This is a genomic window from Pedococcus sp. P2_F6, from assembly GCF_056403675.1.
Window position 1 is genome coordinate 570,721 of the sequence record NZ_JBFUEZ010000001.1, and the last position, 18,502, is coordinate 589,222.

General features: G+C 69.8%; 14 protein-coding genes. 5 read left to right on the forward strand and 9 right to left on the reverse strand.

Features of this window, described 5'->3' with window-relative positions:
- Positions 1 to 29: 29 nt before the first annotated feature.
- Both AC1DWP_RS02720 and AC1DWP_RS02725 read right to left on the reverse strand, forming a co-directional pair.
- Positions 30 to 713, reverse strand: a complete 684-nt coding sequence (locus AC1DWP_RS02720; RefSeq protein WP_477612905.1) for an alpha/beta fold hydrolase — start codon at positions 711 to 713, stop codon at positions 30 to 32.
- A 130-nt stretch (positions 714 to 843) separates the two neighbouring features.
- Positions 844 to 1,695: a PAC2 family protein gene (locus tag AC1DWP_RS02725; protein WP_477612906.1), complete on the reverse strand. Its 852-nt coding sequence runs from the start codon at positions 1,693 to 1,695 to the stop codon at positions 844 to 846.
- Positions 1,696 to 1,821: 126 nt separating this feature from the next.
- Between AC1DWP_RS02725 and AC1DWP_RS02730 the strand changes: the two genes are divergently transcribed.
- The gene (locus AC1DWP_RS02730; protein WP_477612907.1) at positions 1,822 to 2,547 is read left to right on the forward strand and encodes an HAD family hydrolase; all 726 of its coding nucleotides are present in this window, start codon (positions 1,822 to 1,824) and stop codon (positions 2,545 to 2,547) included.
- A gap of 15 nt (positions 2,548 to 2,562) precedes the next feature.
- On the opposite strand, the gene AC1DWP_RS02735 is transcribed toward AC1DWP_RS02730, so the two are convergent.
- From AC1DWP_RS02735 to metH, 4 genes are all read right to left on the reverse strand, one after another.
- The gene (locus tag AC1DWP_RS02735; RefSeq protein ID WP_477612908.1) at positions 2,563 to 3,408 is read right to left on the reverse strand and encodes a RecB family exonuclease; all 846 of its coding nucleotides are present in this window, start codon (positions 3,406 to 3,408) and stop codon (positions 2,563 to 2,565) included.
- 114 nt (positions 3,409 to 3,522) lie between these two features.
- Positions 3,523 to 4,455 (reverse strand): hypothetical protein, encoded by a 933-nt coding sequence (locus AC1DWP_RS02740; RefSeq protein ID WP_477612909.1) that lies wholly within the window; start codon positions 4,453 to 4,455, stop codon positions 3,523 to 3,525.
- Complete coding sequence (locus AC1DWP_RS02745) at positions 4,452 to 5,003, reverse strand: SigE family RNA polymerase sigma factor (protein ID WP_477612910.1); 552 nt, start codon at positions 5,001 to 5,003, stop codon at positions 4,452 to 4,454. Before AC1DWP_RS02745 ends, AC1DWP_RS02740 begins: the two co-directional genes overlap by 4 nt.
- A gap of 495 nt (positions 5,004 to 5,498) precedes the next feature.
- Positions 5,499 to 9,296, reverse strand: coding sequence for a methionine synthase (gene metH / locus AC1DWP_RS02750; RefSeq protein WP_477612911.1), 3,798 nt, complete (start codon positions 9,294 to 9,296; stop codon positions 5,499 to 5,501).
- A 59-nt stretch (positions 9,297 to 9,355) separates the two neighbouring features.
- On the opposite strand from metH, the gene AC1DWP_RS02755 reads away from it, so the two are divergent.
- From AC1DWP_RS02755 to AC1DWP_RS02770, 4 genes are all read left to right on the forward strand, one after another.
- Positions 9,356 to 10,468, forward strand: coding sequence for a site-2 protease family protein (locus tag AC1DWP_RS02755; RefSeq protein ID WP_477612912.1), 1,113 nt, complete (start codon positions 9,356 to 9,358; stop codon positions 10,466 to 10,468).
- Positions 10,469 to 10,479: 11 nt separating this feature from the next.
- Positions 10,480 to 11,526: a tRNA (adenine-N1)-methyltransferase gene (locus AC1DWP_RS02760; protein WP_477612913.1), complete on the forward strand. Its 1,047-nt coding sequence runs from the start codon at positions 10,480 to 10,482 to the stop codon at positions 11,524 to 11,526.
- A gap of 93 nt (positions 11,527 to 11,619) precedes the next feature.
- Positions 11,620 to 13,359, forward strand: coding sequence for a proteasome ATPase (arc, locus tag AC1DWP_RS02765; protein ID WP_477612914.1), 1,740 nt, complete (start codon positions 11,620 to 11,622; stop codon positions 13,357 to 13,359).
- 54 nt (positions 13,360 to 13,413) lie between these two features.
- Complete coding sequence (locus AC1DWP_RS02770; RefSeq protein WP_477612915.1) at positions 13,414 to 14,262, forward strand: sterol desaturase family protein; 849 nt, start codon at positions 13,414 to 13,416, stop codon at positions 14,260 to 14,262.
- Here the strand turns inward: AC1DWP_RS02770 and AC1DWP_RS02775 are convergent.
- The 3 genes from AC1DWP_RS02775 to AC1DWP_RS02785 form a co-directional block, all read right to left on the reverse strand.
- The gene (locus AC1DWP_RS02775; protein ID WP_477612916.1) at positions 14,189 to 16,861 is read right to left on the reverse strand and encodes an AMP-binding protein; all 2,673 of its coding nucleotides are present in this window, start codon (positions 16,859 to 16,861) and stop codon (positions 14,189 to 14,191) included. The genes AC1DWP_RS02770 and AC1DWP_RS02775 overlap by 74 nt on opposite strands.
- A gap of 86 nt (positions 16,862 to 16,947) precedes the next feature.
- Entirely contained in the window at positions 16,948 to 17,355 is a 408-nt protein-coding gene (locus tag AC1DWP_RS02780) for a DUF3054 domain-containing protein (RefSeq protein WP_477612917.1), read from the reverse strand.
- An 18-nt stretch (positions 17,356 to 17,373) separates the two neighbouring features.
- Complete coding sequence (locus AC1DWP_RS02785) at positions 17,374 to 18,363, reverse strand: ribose-phosphate diphosphokinase (protein ID WP_477612918.1); 990 nt, start codon at positions 18,361 to 18,363, stop codon at positions 17,374 to 17,376.
- Between the last annotated feature and the right edge of the window lie 139 nt (positions 18,364 to 18,502).

Here is an 18,502-nt window from a genome sequence, read left to right on the forward strand (position 1 = left end):
TCCCGACTGAGGCCCTCGGTCACCCCGCGTCAGGCGGTCGCGGCGTCCGAGAGGAGCTGGGCGAGGGCCTTCGGCTTGGTGACCATGGGCCAGTGGCCCGAGTCGATGTCGACCAGGTCGAGGTGCCTTGCCTTGGCGAGCTCAGGAAGCTCACCGTCGTCGATCCACGCCTGGGCCTGCGCAGGGTCGAACTCGGGGCACACCAGCACGACCGGGACGTCGAACCGCCGCTCGTCGGTGAGGTGGACCACCCCCTTGGTCACCCCCTCGGGGACCGCGATGGCCGCAGCCTCGAAGGCTCGCCTGGCCTCCTCGTCGAGGTCGGCCGAGTCCGCTCCCTCGAACGGCCCCCAGCCGGGGAACGGCATGACGCCATCCGTGGTCTCGAAGAAGTCCGCGTAGGCCTCTCCGTCTGCGGACGGGAAGCCGCCGATCAGGGCAACCCGGGCCACCTTGTCAGGCCGGGCATCGGCCGCCAGCCACGCGAGGGTGCAGGCGGCGGAGTGCCCCACGACCATGGGAGGGTGGGCGGCAAGGTCCACCGCGCTGAGCACCGCTGCGACCTGGTCGTCCAGAGAGGCCTCCGTTGCGCCGTCACCTTGACCGGGGAGGGTGATCGGTACGGGGCGGTGGCCGAGGGCCTCGAGCTCCGGCACGACGGCGTCCCAGGCGGATCCGTCGAGCCACAGTCCGGCGATCAGCAGGATGTCCATGGTCAGGCCCCTTTCCAGCGCGGGCTCGGTGCCCGACGGTGAGGCCTGCAGGCTAGGTCCGGTTCCGGACGATGTGCGTCCGGTTCAGCGAGCGACGGGTGCCTCGGCCAGAGTTGGCTGGTCGTCCGGCTCAGCCCGGCCCCTCCTGGCCGCGGCGACGCAGGTAGCGCTCGAACTCGCGCGCGATCGCATCACCGCTTGCCTCGGGCAGGTCCGCGGTGTCCTGGGCCTCCTCGAGGGACTGGACGTACTCGGCGACCTCCTCGTCGGTGTCGGCGAGCTCGTTGATGCCGCGCTCCCACGCCTTGGCGCCCTCGGCCAGGTCGCCGTGGGGGATGGTCGCGTCGAGCAGCTCCTCGAGCCGCGAGATCAGCGCGAGGGTGGCCTTCGGCGAGGGAGAGTGGCCGGCGTAGTGCGGCACCGCGGCCCAGCAGGACAGCGACTGCATCCCCGACTGGGTGGCGGCGTCGGCCAGCACCCCGACGATGCCCGTCGGCCCCTCGTAGCGGCTCGGCTCGAGGTCGAAACGGTGGATCACGTCGTCGTCGTCGGAGGTCGCGGTCACCGGGATCGGGCGGGTGTGGGCCACGTCGGCCATGAGGGCGCCGAGCGTGAACACCGTGCTCGCGCCCACCTCCTGGGCGAACTCCATGAGCTCGATGGTGAAGGCCCGCCAGCGGAAGGAGGGTTCGATGCCCTGGATCAGGATCACGTCGCGGTCCAGCCCTGCCGAGCGGGCGACGAGGATCCGGGTGGTCCGCCAGTGGATCCGGCGCCGGCCGTCCTCGAGCACCACACGGGGCCGGTTGACCTGGAAGTCGTAGTACTCCTCCGGGTCGAGTGCTGCGATGGCCTCGGCGTCCCACACGTCGACGAGGTGGTCGACGGCTGCGGTCGCCGCCTCTCCTGCGTCGTTCCAGCCCTCGAAGGCGGCAATCACGACGGGGTTGTTGAGCTCGGGGACGTCTTCGAGTTCTATCACCACCGCTCCTTCCTCTGCTGCCGATGCGCGGTCCAGGTCCAGCCTACGGTCCGTGGTCCGGAGCCCTCTGCACGGCTGCGTATAGTCGGGCGCGCCGCCATCCCCGCACCACGAAGGCCACCCGCAATGCCGCCTCCCGAGTCCGATCAGTCCGAGGACCCCTCGCCTCGCGTGGACGGTCTCCCGTCCGCGGTCTTCTGGGACATGGACGGCACGCTCGTGGACACCGAGCCCTACTGGATCAACGCCGAACACGCGATCGTCGAGGAGGCCGGCGGGATCTGGAACGACGAGTACGCGCACCAGCTCGTCGGCAACGACCTCATGGTGTCGGCGGAGTTCATCCGGGACAACAGCCCTGTCTCGCTCGACCCGGTCGAGATCATCGAGGAGCTGCTCAGGCGGGTCATCGCCCAGGTCACCGAGCACGTGCCCTGGCGCCCGGGTGCGGTCGAGCTGCTGACAGCCCTGGGCGAGGCCGGCGTCCCGAACGCCCTCGTGACCATGTCCTGGCGGTCGCTGGCCGACGCAGTCGTCGAGGCACTGCCACCGGGCACCTTCACCGCGGTCATCACCGGTGACGAGGTGGAGCACGGCAAACCCCACCCCGAGCCCTACCTCGCCGCGGCTCGGGCCCTCGGGGTCGAGGTCACCGACTGCGTGGCGATCGAGGACTCGCCCACCGGGGTCCGGTCTGCCGTGGCCGCCGGTGTCCCGACCCTGGCCGTGCCGCACGTCGTGCCGGTGCCCGTGATCGTGGGTGCGGTCCAGGCGCCCAGCCTGCGTGGGCTGACGCCCCGGGACCTTCGGGCCCTGTTCGTCGGTGCGCGAAGGGACGGGGCTCGCGGCTAGCTCAGGCCACGGGCCTCACTCGTCGATCTGGGTCACCTGGCCGGAGACGGCGGGGTTCAGCGCGATCTGGGCGGCGTTCTCAGGCAGCGGCGGGGGAGTGCCACCCCAGGCGGGGCAGAACTCGCGGTAGTCGCACCAGTCGCACAGCCGTGAGGTCTTGGGCCGCCAGTCGCCGGTGGTGGCGGCGTGCTCGATGGCCGTCCACACGGCCTTGAGGTTGCGCTCGAGGCTGAGCAGGTCGTGCTCGTCAGGCGCGTAGCGGACCACCTCCCCGTTGCCGAGGTAGACCAGCTGGAGCAGGCGCGGGATCTCGCCGCGCAGCCGCCACAGGACCAGGGCGTAGAACTTCATCTGGAAGAGCGCCTTGCCCTCGAAGAGCTCGCTCGGCGACCGGCCGGTCTTGTAGTCCACGACCCGCATCGCGCCGTCGGGGGCAACGTCGAGACGGTCGACGTAGCCACGCAGGACGAGGCCGTCCACGTCGGTCTCGACGTAGAGCTCGCGCTCGGCGGGCTCCAGCCGGGTCGGGTCCTCCAACGTGAACCAGGTCTCGATCAGCGCCTGCGCGTCACCGAACCAGCCCGCCTCGGTGAGCTTGTCGTCCGACAGGATCATCTCGGCCAGCTCGGGTTCCTGCTCGACGAGTGCCTCCCACTGCGGACCGAGCAGGGCCTGGGCGGCGGCCGGCGTGCGCTCCTCGGCGGGCAGGTCGAACAACCGCTCCAGGACGGCGTGCACGAGCGTGCCCCGTGCGGCTGCCGGGCTCGGCGGGGACGGCAGCTTGTCGATCGTGCGGAACCGGTAGAGCAGCGGACACTGCTTGAAGTCCGATGCTCGGCTCGGTGAGAGGGCTGGAACCATGGACCACACGGTATGCCGCGCCGCTGACAGCGGTGCCGCGGCGCACCGGCGGTGCCCGGCGGCATACCGCTCGATGCCCGGTGCCGCTCGTCCGGCGCAGTGCAGTGACCCGAGTCAGCGGGTGCTCACCATGACCCAGCCGGCCTGGACGGCGGCCCGGGCACAGGTGGGGGTCACACCGCCCTTGGCCTCGACGCTCTGGGCCGCGACCACCATCACATCCCGCAGGACGGTACGAGGGCGTCCGGGGCTGGCGCACCCGGCGGTGGGGGACTGCGAGCTGGTCAGGGTGACGGTGCCGTCCGACGAGACCGTCACGGTGCCGGAGTCGCGAGGGTTCCTGGCCAGGTTGCCCCGGTCGTCCAGCGCGTAGGTGCCTCGGCTGCCGTCGATCGCGAGGAGCATGCCGGTGCCCGGCATGATCCACACGCCACCCACCTGCGCGACGCGACGAACGGGTGTGGCGCCCGTCATCGAGAACATCGGGATCTCCGTCCCCGCGGGACTTGCCGGGGACAGTCGCACCAGGGACACAGGGGGTGCGGTGTTGCCGCAGAACTCCAGGACGTCTCCCGTGAGCTGCCTGCTCTGGCGGTACCCAGTCAGGCGGAAGGAGAAGTTGCATCCAGTGGCGTCGCGCACCCCGAGCTTGTTCCCCTTGAGGGTGTAGTGGAAGGGGGTCTCCAGGGTGTTCGCGTTGTTGCTGTACCCGCCCGTCCCGTCCGCGTAGAAGGTCCAGAGCCCGAGACCGGTCCAGACGCCGACCATCTCCTCGGGCGAGATGACCGACGGGGTTGCGGCAGGCACGGGAGGTGGCCGGCGGTCCGTGCCGCGTTCGGCCACCGCCCAGTAGGCACTGGCACCGCCCACGAGGAACACCACAGCAGCGGCGGCTGCTGCCAAGCGCTGCCCGCGCCGACGGCGCCACGCGCGGGTCGAGCGGTCCTTGAAGTCCGTGAACGCCGCGTCGACGTCCGGCGACGCGAGCACGACCTCGTCCGCGAGGCTCGCGAGTGCGCGTTCGAGATCTCGATCCTGCAGCGTCATCTGCCGGCTCCCATCACTGCCTGGAGGGCGGCTCGCGCCCGGTGGGTGTGCTGTTTGACGCTGCCCACACTGATGTCCAGCTCGGCCGAGGTCTCGGCCTCGCTGAGTCCCAGCAGGAACCGGCACACGATGACTTCGCGCTGACGGAGTGGGAGTGCCCGGATGGCCCTGCCCAGGCGGTGCGTCTCGTCGAGCAGGACGGCAGAGTCCTCCGAGCTGGGCACCAGCTCCGGCGATCCGAGCTCGCTCACCGCCCTCCGACCCCGGATGAGCCACCGCTGCCTGGATCGGCACTGGTTGAACACCACGGACCGGACATAGGGCAGCAGGGCGCCGCGGTCTCGCAGGGTGCCCCAGTGCAGGTGCAGGGAGACGAACGCCTCTTGTGCCACGTCCTCGGCGGCGCTGCGGTCGCCGAGCAGGCAGTAGGCGAGGCGCACCATGCTGCCGAACTGCTCGCGGAACAACGCCTCGACGACGGCGTCCTTGTCGTGGGATGTGGGCGCCTCGAAGGCGAGCACGACCGCTGACTCCTCGCCACCGTTCACTCCGGCCTCCCGGCACCAGTCTCCTGCGGTGTAGTCGTCACAGCGCGCTGGAGGTTGACACGGATGTCGGGGAATTTTCGAAAAAGCTGGAAACGGCAGGAGTCTGCATCGGGGTCGGCGGTGCCAGAGACCGTCAAACAATCTTCCGCGGCGCCGACGTCAACCTTTTGGTCGGCATCGACGACTACCCCACATGCAACCAAACACTATGCAGCAGAGGCACATTCGTCGCCTGGCGCCCACCGCAGCAGCTGTTGCCGCTGCGCTCATTCTCTGCGTTTCCTCGACCGCCACTGCGCGGCAGGACCCAGGGCCACGGCCCCATGCCACCACGGTGTTCTGGGACTCCACCCCGTTCCGGTGTCCGGTGGAACGTGTTGGGTCCCAGATCGTCCGCTGCGACAACCTCTCGGGCGCCGGTGTCTCAGCCCCGCTCGGCATTCCCCAGCAGCACTGACTGTCGCCTGTGGCCGTGGGGCTGGGGCCTGGTGCCGGTCAGTCCTCCGGCAGGTAGCCGAGGTTGGGAGAGAGCCAGCGCTCTGCCTCGGCGAGGGTCCAGCCCTTGCGCTTGGCGTAGTCCTCGACCTGGTCCCGGCCCAGCCGACCCACGACGAAGTACTGCGACTGCGGGTGCGAGAAGTACCAGCCCGACACCGACGCGCCCGGCCACATCGCCATCGACTCGGTGAGCTCCATTCCGGCGTTCTGCTCGACCTGGAGCAGGTCCCAGAGCAGGGTCTTCTCGGTGTGGTCGGGGCAGGCCGGGTAGCCGGGAGCCGGGCGGATGCCGACGTACTTCTCGGCGATCAGGTCCTGGTTCTTCAGGTGCTCGTCGGGTGCGTAGCCCCAGAAGTCGTGACGAACGCGCTCGTGCATGCGCTCCGCGAAGGCCTCGGCAAGGCGGTCGGCCAGGGCTTCGAGCAGGATGGCGTTGTAGTCGTCCATCGCAGCCTTGAACTCGTTGACCTTGTCGTGCGAGCCGAGTCCGGCGGTGACGGCGAACGCCCCGACGTGGTCGGACCTGCCGGTGTCCCGCGGCGCCACGAAGTCGGACATGGCGCGGTTGGGGATGCCCTCACGGTGCTGCCCCTGCTGGCGCAGGGTGTGCAGCGTCGTGGCCACCGTCTCTCGGGACTCGTCGGTGTAGACCTCGATGTCGTCACCGACCGAGTTCGCGGGGAACAGTCCGATGACACCGTTGGCCCGCAGCCACTTCTGGTCGATGATCTGGTCGAGCATCTTCTGCGCGTCCTGGTAAAGCCTGGTCGCGGCCTCGCCCGTCGCCGGGTTGTTGAGGATGTCCGGGAACCGGCCCTTCATCTCCCACGCCAGGAAGAACGGTCCCCAGTCGATGTAGTCGCGCAGCTCGGCGATGGGGTAGTCCTTGAAGGTCCGCACGAACTGGGTGACGGTGCGGTTGCGCGTGCCGGACTGGCGACGCAGCAGCTCCTTCTCCTGAGCCGCGACGAGGTGCGGCACCGGCGGCCGGTAGCCGCTCCAGTCGATCGGGGTGGCCTGTTCCCGGGCCTTCTCGATGGACACGAGCGGCCGCTCGGTCGTCTTGGCCGCGTGGCGGGCGCGCAGCGAGTCGAAGTCCGCCTTCACCTCGGCCATCAGCTTGGGGCGCAGCTCGTCGGACAGCAGCTGCGCGACGACGGGCACCGAGCGGGAGGCGTCCTTCACCCAGACCACGGGGCCGTGGTACTTCTGGTCGACCTTCACGGCCGTGTGCGCCCGTGACGTGGTGGCGCCGCCGATGAGCAGCGGCAGGTCGAACCCCTGGCGCTCCATCTCCGTGGCGAAGTTGACCATCTCGTCGAGGCTCGGGGTGATCAGGCCGGACAGCCCGATGACGTCGGCCTTCTCGGCCTTGGCAGCATCGAGGATCTTCTGCGCCGGCACCATGACGCCGAGGTCGACGACGTCGTAGTTGTTGCACTGCAGGACCACGCCGACGATGTTCTTGCCGATGTCGTGGACGTCGCCCTTGACAGTGGCCATGACGACCTTGCCCTTGGCCCTGTTCTCGGCCACCTCGGCCTCGGTCTTCTCGGCCTCGATGAACGGGATGAGGTAGGCCACGGCCTTCTTCATGACCCGGGCCGACTTCACGACCTGCGGCAGGAACATCTTGCCGGCCCCGAACAGGTCGCCGACGACGTTCATCCCGTCCATGAGGGGGCCCTCGATGACCTCGATCGGACGACCGCCGCGGGCCGAGATCTCCTGGCGAAGCTCCTCGGTGTCGGTCTCGGCGTGCTCGTCGATCCCCTTGACCAGGGCGTAGGTGATGCGTTCGCCGACGGGCAGGGAACGCCACTCCTCGGCGATCGCCTCCTGCTTGGTGTCGCCGGTGTTGAACCGATCGGCGATCTCGAGCAGCCGCTCGGTGGAGTCGGGCCGCCGGTTGAGGACGACGTCCTCGATGCGTTCGCGCAGCTCGGGGTCGACCTGGTCGTAGACCACGAGCGCACCGGCGTTGACGATTCCCATGTCCATGCCCGCCTGGATGGCGTGGTAGAGGAACACGGCGTGGATCGCCTCGCGCACGGCGTTGTTGCCGCGGAACGAGAAGGACACGTTGGAGACGCCGCCCGAGACCAGCGCCCCGGGCAGGTTCTCCTTGATCCAGCGGGTGGCGTCGATGAAGTCCGTGCCGTATGCCGCGTGCTCCTCGATGCCCGTCGCCACGGCGAAGATGTTGGGATCGAAGATGATGTCCTCGGCGGGGAAACCGACCTCGGTCGTGAGGATGTCGTAGGCCCGCTTGCAGATCTCCTTGCGGCGCTGCAGGGAGTCTGCCTGGCCGTCCTCGTCGAAGGCCATCACGACGATGGCGGCGCCGTACTTGCGGCACAGCCGGGCGTGTTCGATGAAGGGCTCGACGCCTTCCTTCATCGAGATGGAGTTGACGATCGACTTGCCCTGCACGCACTTGAGCCCGGCCTCGATGACCTCCCACTTGGAGGAGTCGACCATCAGGGGCACCCGCGAGATGTCGGGCTCGGTCGCGACGAGCTTGACGAAGCGGTCCATCGCGGCGACGCCGTCGATCATGCCCTCGTCCATGTTGATGTCGATGACCTGCGCGCCGGACTCGACCTGCTGTCGCGCCACGTTGAGCGCCGTGCCGTAGTCCTCGGCCTGGATCAGCTTGCGGAACCGCGCCGACCCGGTGATGTTGGTCCGCTCCCCGACGTTGACGAACAACGACTCCTCGGTGACCGTCAGGGGCTCGAGCCCGGACAGGCGCAGGGCGGGGGCGATCTCGCTGGGCACGCGCGGCGACTGGTCGCTGGCCGCCTTCGCGATGGCGGCGATGTGGTCGGGGGTCGTCCCGCAGCAGCCACCCAGGAGGTTGACCAACCCGGACTGCGCGAACTCGCCGACCACCGACGCCATCGCATCAGGGGTCTCGTCGTACTCGCCGAAGGCGTTGGGCAGCCCTGCGTTGGGGTAGCACGAGACGAAGGTGTCGGCGACGCGAGCCAGCTCCGCGGCATACGGGCGCATCTCGGCGGCGCCCAGGGCGCAGTTGAGCCCGACCGCGAGGGGACGGGCGTGGCGGACCGAGTTCCAGAAGGCCTCGGTGACCTGACCCGAGAGGGTGCGGCCGGAGGCGTCGGTGATGGTGCCGGAGATGATGACCGGCCAGCGACGGTCGTGCTCCTCGAACAGCGTCTCGAGGGCGAAGATGGCGGCCTTGGCGTTGAGGGTGTCGAAGATCGTCTCGACGATCAGCAGGTCGGAGCCACCGTCGACCAGCCCGCGGGCCTGTTCGAGGTAGGCCGCGACCAGCTCGTCGAAGGTGACGTTGCGCTTGCCGGGGTCGTTGACGTCGGGGGAGATGGACGCGGTGCGGTTCGTCGGGCCGAGCGCCCCGAGCACCCAGCGCGGCTGGTCCGGCGTCCTGGCAGTCATCTCGTCGCACGCCTGCCGCGCGAGGCGCGCGGCGGCGAGGTTGATCTCGTAGCCGAGGTCCTCCATGCCGTAGTCGGCGAGGGAGATCCGCTGCGCGTTGAAGGTGTTGGTCTCGATGAGGTCGGCACCAGCTTCGAGGTATGCCGTGTGGATGCCGCGGATGATCTCCGGCTGGGTCAGGCTCAGCAGGTCGTTGTTGCCCTTGAGGTCGCTGTCCCAGTCGGCGAAACGCTCGCCGCGGTAGTCGGCCTCGCCGAGCCCCTCGCGCTGGATCATCGTCCCCATCGCGCCGTCCATGACGAGGATGCGCTCGGTGAGCGCGGTCGTCAGCTGGTCGGTGGCATCGGGCCGAAGCGTGGGGGAGTCAGGCACCGCACAAGTATGGCCCAGTGCGGGAATCGACGTCGGGGCCGGTCACGTAGGGTCACCCCATGACGACCAGGGCTCCCGAGACGGAACCAGAGGAGTCCGGTCACGGGGTGCGGATCGCGAGGGTCGGCGGTGTGCCGGTCTACCTCGCGCCGAGCTGGTTCGTCATCGCACTGGTGATCGTGGCGATCGTGGCAACGCCCTACTTCCCGGACCGGGTCGGCACGGGGATCGCCATCGGCATCACGCAGGCACTGCTGCTCCTCGTCAGCGTCCTGGTCCACGAGGCCGCCCACGCCGTGAGCGCCCGCATGTTCGGAATGCCGGTCATCCGCATCGTCGCGAACCTGTGGGGCGGGCACACGTCCTTCGAGGCGGCGCGAAGCACTCCCGGGAGGTTGGCGGCGATCGCGGCCGCCGGCCCTGCCTCGAACGCGGTCCTCGCCGTCGTGGCGTGGCTGCTCCTGCTGGGGACGACGGGCGACCGCACGAGTGCGCTCCTCACGGGGCTCGTGATCATCAACGGCTCCCTCGCGGTGCTGAACTTCCTCCCGGGTATGCCGCTGGACGGTGGGCAGGTCGTGGAGAGCCTGGTCTGGAAGACCACCGGCGACCGCAGCAAGGGTTCCGTGGTCGCGGGGTGGTGCGGCAGGGTGCTCACCGTCCTGCTCGTCCTGTGGTTCTTCGTCCGACCGCTCACCGACGGCCAGCAGGTCGGCTTCGACTCCATCTGGGTGCTGGTCGTGGGCTCGGTCCTGTGGGCCGGCGCCACCGACTCCATCCGCCGCGGGCGAGCTCTCTCCCAGTTCGCGGGCCTCCGGGTGTCGCAGGTCATGGAGCACGCAGTCTTCCTCGACCCGCAGACCCCCTTGGGGGTGGCCATCGACCATCCTGACGCCGTCGTGACGGCCGACGCACGCGGCATTCCTTGCCTGCTCCTCGCCTCGCCGGGCGGCGTCACCCCTGTGGGACTCGACCCGGCCGCCCCGCTCATCTCCGCGGTCATGCGCATCCCCGAGGAGAACGTCCTCGAGGTCTCGCCGGACGCCAACGCGCTCCCCGTGGTCGAGCTCATGCAGTCGACCCGCTACCAGGACGTGGTGCTCACCTGGCACGGCCAGGTCTACGGCATCGCCCACGGCCGTCTGGTCATCGCGGCACTGTCGCGCAATTAGACTTCCCGCCCATGAGCACAGCCCCCGAGCCGACCAGTCCCGCACCGGCCTCGCCGATCGGCGCAGCGCTGCGTCGCGGAACGTTCACCGAGGGGGAGCGGGTCCAGTTGACCGACCCGAAGGGCCGGTTGCACACGATCACCCTCGAGCCCGGGCGCGAGTTCCACACCCACCGCGGGCGGCTGGCCCACGACGACCTCATCGGTGCACCCGACGGGTCCGTCGTCCGCAACACGGCCGGGGTCGAGTACCTCGCCCTGCGGCCACTGCTGTCCGACTACGTCATGTCGATGCCACGCGGGGCTGCCGTCGTCTACCCCAAGGATGCCGGCCAGATCGTGACGATGGCCGACATCTTCCCGGGGGCGCGGGTCGTCGAGGCCGGCGTGGGGTCCGGTGCCTTGTCGATGTCGCTGCTGCGGGCAGTGGGCGAGCTCGGCCACGTGCACTCCTTCGAGCGGCGTGAGGACTTCGCCGACATCGCCAAGGGCAATGCCCGGGCGTTCTTCGGGCTCGACCACCCCGCGTGGCAGGTCACCGTGGGTGACCTCGTCGAGACGTTGCCGTCCGTCGAGGAGCCCGGGTCCGTCGACCGCGTGGTCCTGGACATGCTGGCCCCCTGGGAGTGTCTCGAGGTCGTGGCCCAGGCGCTCGCCCCCGGGGGCGTCCTCATCTGCTACGTCGCCACGGCCACGCAGCTGTCCCGGGTCGCCGAGGCGCTGCGCGACCATGGCGGCTACACCGAGCCCGAGGCGTGGGAGTCCCTGGTGCGGGGCTGGCACCTCGAGGGTCTCGCGGTGCGCCCCCAGCACCGGATGCACGGCCACACCGGCTTCCTCATCACCAGCCGTCGGCTGGCGCCCGGGGTCACCCCGCCCCTGCGCAAACGCCGTCCGGCAAAGGGCTCCACGGACGAGGAAGGCGCCCTCGAGAGTGGACTCGCGTTCGGTGCCGAGAGCGACTTCACCCCCGAGGACGTCGGCGAGCGCGTCCCATCAGACAAGAAGATCCGGCGGCTTCGCCGTTCTGTGACTCAAACCTCCCCGACACCCGAGTAGTTCGGGGTTAGGTTTGTGTCATCGGCCGCGCCAGGCGCGGGCAGGGCACGGTCGGTAGCTCGATCGCCACCGCGTTGTCTTGAGGGAGCCGACATGACCGATCACAGCACCCCTGCAGGCCACTCCGAGGAGCGCCGCCAGGCGGAACTGCTCGCGGAGGAGGTTGCGGCGCTGCGCCAGCGGCTGTCCGACGCCCCAGTCCGATCCCGCGAGCTCGAGACCAAGGTGCTGCAGCTGCAGTCGAACCTCGCCACGGTGTCCTCGCAGAACGAACGGCTGGTGCGGACCCTCAAGGAGGCGCGCGAGCAGATCGTCACCCTGAAGTCCGAGGTGGACCGGTTGGCCCAGCCGCCCGCGGCCTACGGCGTGATCCTCGAGTCCTACGACGACGCCACCGTCGACATCCTCACGGGCGGACGCAAGATGCACGTTGCCGTCAGCCCGGCGGTCGACCCGGCCGAGCTGTCCAGCGGGCGCGAGGTCCGCCTCAACGAGGCGATGAACGTCGTCGCCACGTGCGGCTACGAGCGCATCGGTGAGGTCGTCATGATCAAGGAGCTGCTCGGCGAGGGCCGGGTGCTCGTCGTGGCGCACGCCGACGAGGAGCGGGTCTGCCGGATGGCCGACTCCCTCGAGGGCGAGCCGATCCGGGTCGGCGACGCCCTGATGCTGGAGCCGCGCTCCGGCTTCGTCTACGAGCGGATCCCCAAGGCCGAGGTCTCCGAGCTCGTCCTCGAAGAGGTCCCCGACATCGCCTACGAGGACATCGGTGGCCTGGCCGGCCAGATCGAAGCCATCCGTGACGCGGTCGAGCTGCCCTACCTGCACCCCGACCTGTTCACCGAGCACAAGCTCAAGCCCCCCAAGGGTGTCCTCCTCTACGGGCCGCCCGGGTGTGGCAAGACCCTGATCGCCAAGGCCGTCGCCGCGTCGCTGGCCCGGAAGGTCGCTGAGAAGGAGGGCAAGCCGGTCGGCAAGTCGTTCTTCCTCAACATCAAGGGCCCCGAGCTCCTCAACAAGTACGTCGGGGAGACCGAGCGGCACATCCGGCTCATCTTCCAGCGGGCTCGCGAGAAGGCGTCCGACGGCACGCCGGTGGTGGTGTTCTTCGACGAGATGGACAGCCTGTTCCGCACCCGTGGGTCAGGTGTCTCCTCGGACGTCGAGACCACGATCGTGCCGCAGCTGCTGTCGGAGATCGACGGCGTCGAGCGGCTCGAGAACGTCATCGTGATCGGCGCGTCAAACCGCGAGGACATGATCGACCCCGCCATCCTGCGCCCGGGACGGCTCGACGTGAAGATCAAGATCGAGCGCCCCGACGCCGAGAGCGCCCGCGACATCTTCACCAAGTACCTCGTCGCCGACCTGCCCCTGCACGAGCACGACCTGGCCGAGCACGGTGGGTCACCGCAGGCCACCGTCGACGCCATGATCACCGCGGCCGTCGAGCGGATGTACTCCGAGATCGAGGAGAACCGCTTCCTCGAGGTGACGTATGCCAATGGCGACAAGGAGGTCCTCTACTTCAAGGACTTCAACTCCGGTGCGATGATCCAGAACATCGTCGACCGGGCCAAGAAGATGGCCATCAAGGACTTCCTCACCGTCGGGGCCAAGGGCATCCGCGTCGAACACCTGTTGGCCAGCTGCGTGGACGAGTTCAAGGAGAACGAGGACCTGCCCAACACGACGAACCCGGACGACTGGGCCCGCATCTCCGGCAAGAAGGGCGAGCGGATCGTCTACATCCGCACGCTCGTCACCGGCAAGAGCGGCACCGAGCCGGGTCGCTCGATCGACAACGTGGCCAACACCGGCCAGTACCTGTGAGGCGGCGCACAGCGGCCTTCCCCACCTAACTTACTCTGGGTAACATCGTGGTCCATGGACCACCTGCTCGAGGACCCGGCGTTGCTCGCCGTGCCGTTCTTCGTTCTGTTCATCGTGCTGGAGCTGGTCGCACTGCGGGTGCTCGAGACGGACGAGGACGCGCCGCGGGTGGGGTACGCCAGGCAGGACTCGGCGGCGAGCCTGTCGATGGGCGTCGGCTCGGTCGTCGTCAACCTCGGGGCGCGGGCGCTGGCCCTGCTGGGCTACGCCGCCCTGTATGCCGTGACGCCCCTGCGCCTCGACCCGCGTGACTGGTGGACCTGGCTCGTCGCGCTGCTGCTCGTCGACCTGCTCTGGTACTCCTACCACCGCAGCAGCCATCGGGTCCGCGTGCTCTGGGCGATGCACCAGGCCCACCACAGCAGCGTCCACTTCAACTACACGACCGCCCTGCGGCAGAAGTGGAACCCGTGGGGCGAGCTGCTGTTCTGGGTGCCGCTCCCGCTGCTGGGGCTGCCCCCGTGGATGATCTTCTTCGTCTTCTCGCTCAACCTGACCTACCAGTTCTGGGTGCACACCGAGACGATCCCCAAGCTGTGGCGTCCCATCGAGCTCGTCTTCAACACGCCCTCCCACCACCGGGTCCACCACGCCAGCGATGCCGAGTACCTAGACCGCAACTACGGTGGCATCCTCATCGTCTGGGACCGGCTCTTCGGGACGTTCCGCGAGGAGCAGCAGCGCCCGACCTACGGCCTCACCCACCCCGTCGCGACGTTCAACCCGTTCAGGTTGCAGTACGCCGAGTTCGCGCTGATGTTCCGCCAGGTCAGAGCAGCGGGTCGGTGGCGCGACCGGCTGGGCTACCTGTTCGCGCCACCCGGGTGGGCACCCCGGTCGTGAACGCGGTCGTGAACCCGGTCCTGAGGCCCGGACGGGAGCGCAGGGCGCGGCGCGCGCTCGCCTCGAGCCAGGTCCACATGCGGCAGTAGGCGATCCCGACCGCGAGGCAGCAGCCCATCGCGAGCACCGAGCTCGTCCCCATGATGCGCGGGTAGACCACGAAGTGGGTGAGGTAGACGAACAACGACGCGGTCGCGACCTGCGATGCCGCCCGGCCGACGAAGCCTGGCACCCTCGCGGTCGGGAACCAGATGAGCGCGAGCAGCCCGACGATGATGGTCACCTCGCGCCCGGGCATGCTCGGCCAGAAACCGGGCACCGTGAGCACCGGGATGGCGGACACGAGGACCCGCTGCCAGGTGGTGGAGGCGCGGGCCGCGGCCCAGCCGGTCGCGAACAGCCAGACGAGCACGTAGGCGTTCGCGCCCCGGTAGGGCCCGGCGTCCGGCACCACCACGGCATACCTCGTCAACAGGCCCAGGCCCACGAGCGCGACGGGGAAGGCGAAGGGCCACCGCCGCTCCCACCGGTCCACAGCAGGAACCGCCATGAGCACGGCCGTGCCGACGAGCAGCGACGTCACCGCCTCGATGAACCAGAAGTGCCAGTGGTCGGACCAGCGCCCCCAGTCGCCGAGCACCTGGTTGAGCATCAGGACGTTGCGCCAGTCGTACGTCCCGGCCACGAGCGCGACGACCCCGATCCACGCGGCGCTCGGCAGCACCACGCGGGCGACGCTGCGCGCGATCCCGCGGACCCGTTCGCCGCGCGGGCGTGAGGTCAGCTGGAAGCGGGCGACGTTGTAGCCGACGAGGGCGAGCAGGGTGTGGGCGCCACCGGGCACGAACGACAGGTGGGTGTGGTTGGCGAGGATGAGCAGGATGGCGAGGGCTCGCACCAGGACGGTGGTGTCGACGGTGTGCAGCCGCCGGCCAGGACGCCTGCGGGCAGGCTCCGACGCGGCCAGCTCGCCGGGGGACAGCAGGTGCCAGCCGTCGGGAAGGGTGTGCAGCAGCGCCTCCAACCGAACCGACACCTCGACGTAGGACAGCGAGTCGCCGCCGAGGTCGACGAAGCTCGTCGTCGTGTCGGCGCGCGGCGCCGCGAGCAGCTCGCGATAGAGGGTCACCACCGCGTCGGTTCGTTCCTCGGCGGAGCGCGCGGCACCACCAGCGAGTCCGTCGGCCTCGGCCGCGCCAGCCCGGTGAGCTCCGATCAGCTCCGCCATGCCGCGATAGTCGGGCTTCCCCGTGGGGAGGCGCGGAGCCTCCAGCCCGTCGAGGACGACGACTCCGGACGCGGGTATGCCGTGCCGCCGGGTCACCGTCTCCGTCACCTCGGGCCCGGCGCCCACCGCCGTCGCGAGGACGCCGACGGCGTCGCCGAGGTCGACGCAATGCGCTTCGTGGCCGGCATTGGCGAGGTCACGCTCGACCTGGTCGAGGTCGATGCGCAGACCCACCACCTTGGCGAACCGGCTCCGGCGGCCGACGATCTCGACCAGGCCGTCAGGGCCGAGGCGGGCGAGGTCGCCGGTGCGCAGCTCGTGCACCTCGCGTCCCCGCGACAGGTCCAGCACGGACTCGGCATAGCCCAGCATCACGTTGGGTCCGGAGTACACGAGCTCGCCCAGCCCGCAGTCGAGGTCGCTGAGCGGGTCGAGGCGGAACGAGCCGCCGGGCACGGGCAGTCCGACCGTCTCGGGCCTGGTCTCGAGCAGGTCAGGGGGCAGCACGGCCATGCGCGCGGTTGCCTCGGTCTGCCCGTACATGACGAAGAGGTCCCAGCCCCGCTCCCGACCGAGGGCGGCATACCGCCGCACCCTGTCCGACGGCAGCCGGCCGCCTGCCTGCGTGACCACCCTCAGGGTGGGGTGCGCGCGGTGGGCGAAGCCGCTGCGGTCCAGCAGGTCGAAGCTGTGGGGGACGCCGGCCAGGGTCGTGGCGCCGACGTCGTCGAACAGGGTCCAGAAGCAGGGGTCGACGACGGACAGGTCGGTGAGCACCACGGCAGCCCCCGCGCTCAGGTGGCTGTGAAGGACGGACAGCCCGTAGCAGTAGTGCAGCGGGAGGCTGGTGATGGCCCGGTCGCTGCTCCGCACGCCGAGCGACTCGGCGATGGCGGTGGCGTTGCTGTCGAGGTTCTCGTGGGAGAGGCGCACCAGCTTGGGGGAGCCGGTGGAGCCGCTCGTCGTGAGCAGCAGGGCAAGGTCGGCGTGCAGGTCGTGCGCGACGCCCGCGTGACGCGAGACCACCTGCCACCCGGAGTCCCCGCGCCCGGCGACGACGTCGGGGTCGTAGGCCTCGATCAGTCCGTCCAGGTGCTGGAGGCGGTCGCCGGGGGCCAGCAGTGGGACGTGTCCGGCGTGGAGTGCGCCGAGGTAGGTGACCAGTGCCTCGACCGAGTTCTCGGCGGCAATGAGGACCAGACGCCGTCCGGTGCCCAACTGGGCACCGGCGCCGGCCACGAGGGCAGCGAGGTCCGCGTAGGTGAGCGTCGTGCCGGGGGAGAGGACCGCGGTCGCCTCGCCCCGGTCCGCCAGCGTCGCGACGAAGTCGACGCGGTGGCGCTGTGGTGCAGACAGGAGATCGGCGGTCACGCGGGGATGGTATTAGGTAAGCCTTACCAAACTCAAATGGCGTTCACAGTGGCGTCACAGAGAGGGGCGGAGCGTTCACGCGACCGTCAGCGGCGCGCCGCCGCCCTGTCGGCCCAGCGGTTCAGCCCCTCCTGAACGAAGCGGAACACCTCGACGGCGCAGCGCCAGCCGATCAGGAACAGGCCCAGCGTGAGCAGGGTGACCACGCCGAAGCTCCAGGCGAAGCCGCCACCTGTGGCGACGCGCAGCCCCAGGCCCAGGGCGACCGTGACCAGCCAGACCGTGGTGGAGCCGGGCATCCGGACCGGCCAGCCGCCACGCCGGTGGGCGATGGCCCACCCCACGAGCAGGGCCGCCACGAACGGCCAGGCGACGGCGAGGACGCCAGTGACGGTGACACCCTCCGCGTGGCTGATCCGTCCGACGGTGGCGAAGAGGAGGACGAAGGTCAGGTCGACGAGCAGGGCGAGCCGGGCAGACCCCGGTGCCCTCACGAGGCCCTCACCGAGATCTCAGACATGGACCTTGTCGAACAGGGAGGCCTGAGGTGGCGCATGGGTGGGGTCGACGCCGTCGAACAGGCTGCTCACCGACTCGCCGGCGTGGATCCGCTTGATCGCCTCCGCGAACAGCTGCGAGACCGAGCGGACCCGCAGCTCGGGCCAGTGACCGGGAGCGGGGACGGTGTCGGTCGTGACGACCTCACCGACCATCGGGTGCTCCCTGAGGCGCTCAACCGCCTTGCCGGCGAACAGGCCGTGGGTGCAGGCGACGTCGGCACGCGGGCAGCCGAGGTCTGCCAGCCGGTCCAGCAGCTCGACGATCGAGCCTCCGGTGGCGATCTCGTCGTCCAGGATGATGGCGCGCTTGCCGGCGACGTCACCGACGATCGAGTCGATGATGACCCGGTCGTCCGCGAGGCGTTGCTTCGACCCGGCAGCGACCGGGAGTCCCAGGAGTCGCGCGAACTGGGTGGCCGTCTTGGCGTTGCCGAGGTCGGGGGAGACCACCACCGAGTTCTCGAGGTTCGCCCCCCGGAAGTGGTCGGCCAGCACGCCGATCGCCGTGAGGTGGTCCACGGGCACCGAGAAGAAGCCGTGCACCTGCGGTGCGTGCAGGGTCATCGTCAGGACCCGGTCCACGCCTGCCGCCACCAGCATGTCGGCGACGAGGCGACCCCCGAGCGAGATCCGGGAAGCGTCCTTCTTGTCGGAGCGGGCGTAGGCGTAGTGGGGGATGACCGCGGTGATCTGGGCGGCCGAGGCTCCCCGGGCCGCGTCGATCATCAGGAGCAGCTCCATGAGGTGCTCCTGCGTCGGGGGCACCAGCGGCTGCACGATGTAGACGTCGCGCTGGCGGCAGTTCGCGAGCAGCTGCGCCTGGAGGCAGTCGTTGCTGAACCGCTTGATCTCGGCAGGGGACAGCCGCACCCCGAGGGCCTCGCAGATGCGTTGGGCCAGGGCGCGGTGCGCGTTCCCGCTGAAGACCACGATGTCGCGCAATGGCACTCCTGGTGGCTGGGTGTCCGGCAATGAGGTCTTGGTGCGAGCCTAACCCTCCTGGGCGCGCTGTGGCGCGCGCAGGCGGCATACCCGTGGCAGCAGGGCTGGTCCGGCGGGTCTCGCCTAGGGTGAGTCCATG